Below are 1,171 nucleotides of genomic sequence, written 5' to 3'. Positions count from 1 at the left end.
GGGGCAAGACCGCCTCCCTCATGGCCACCTCCTGCCGTATCGGGGCCATCGTGGCGGGATGATCAGGAGGCCAGGAAAAGACAAAATTGATCCCGAGGATCGGTAAAACAACCAAGAACCTGGAACTCGTGACGCGTAAGCAGCGATTCCATCCCCGGCTGGGAGTACTTATAGCAGTTTTCTGTGTGAATCGTTTCGCCCTCGCGAAAATCGATGTCAAGGTTTAGGTCGGCGATCCTGACGCGCTGATCATGCACGCTGACCAGGTTCATCTCTATTCGGCTGCGTTCGTGATTCCATACCGCCCGATGCCGAAATGTCGTTAAATCGAAATTAGCCGACAACTCTCGGTTCAGTCGTGCCAGAATGTTGAGATTAAACTGTGCGGTCACGCCCTGGGCATCATCGTAGGCCGCTTCAAGGGCAGCAGGGTCTTTGATCAGGTCAACGCCGAGCAGGAGCCGATCTATTGGGCGAAGATGGCAACGGAGCATCGTGAAGAATTGAGCGATCTCTTCTTCCGTGAAGTTGCCGATGGTGGATCCCAGAAACGCGACCAATCGAGGTCCACTTGCGTGTGTGGTAAGATAGCGAAGCCCATCGGCAAATTCGGCCGCCACCCCCACAACCCTCAGACGCGGGTAGCTGTCCAATAGCTGCCGTGTTCCATTCTCTAATCCAGTGGGCGAGATGTCAACGGCATAGTAGATGAGATCCTGCTGCCGAGCCAGGCATGACTCGATCAGATATCGGCTCTTCGTGGAACTGCCGCTGCCCAGTTCGACCAGCGTGAGGTTCGAGGGGCAGCGTTCGATGATTGCCGCGGCATGACTGTTGAGAATAGCGGTCTCCGCCCGCGTCAGGTAGTACTCGGGCAGCTCACAGATCTGCTCGAATAGGGCGTTCCCGGCCGGATCGTAGAAGTACTTACAGGGAAGCCACTTCCTGGGCGCGGTCAGCGCCTGCCGAATATCGTCGGCCAGCGTGTCCTGAGCATTCCTTAGCGCAATGCAGGTATATCGTTCATTGTCCATGACGTTGCCTCAAGTCTGCTGTTCGCGTGATACCGTGCTTTGATCCCACTGTCAAGGAGAAATGCGATTTGGGTCCAGCTTTTTCACCTTGCCCTGCGCGGTGATTCGGATTACCCTTTTTATGAAGCGGGCACTTT

General features: G+C 55.5%; 1 protein-coding gene. It reads right to left on the bottom strand.

Annotated elements, in window-relative coordinates; all coding sequences use genetic code 11:
• Nucleotides 1–62: 62 nt before the first annotated feature.
• Nucleotides 63–1,034 (bottom strand): L-histidine N(alpha)-methyltransferase, encoded by a 972-nt coding sequence (gene egtD / locus KGL31_00310; protein MDE2320356.1) that lies wholly within the window; start codon nt 1,032–1,034, stop codon nt 63–65.
• Nucleotides 1,035–1,171: the final 137 nt, after the last annotated feature.

The sequence above is a fragment of the Candidatus Methylomirabilota bacterium genome (genome assembly GCA_028870115.1).
GTDB lineage: Bacteria > Methylomirabilota > Methylomirabilia > Methylomirabilales > Methylomirabilaceae > Methylomirabilis.
Note: the sequence above shows the minus strand (reverse complement) of the source record. Positions and strands in the feature narration are given on the sequence as shown.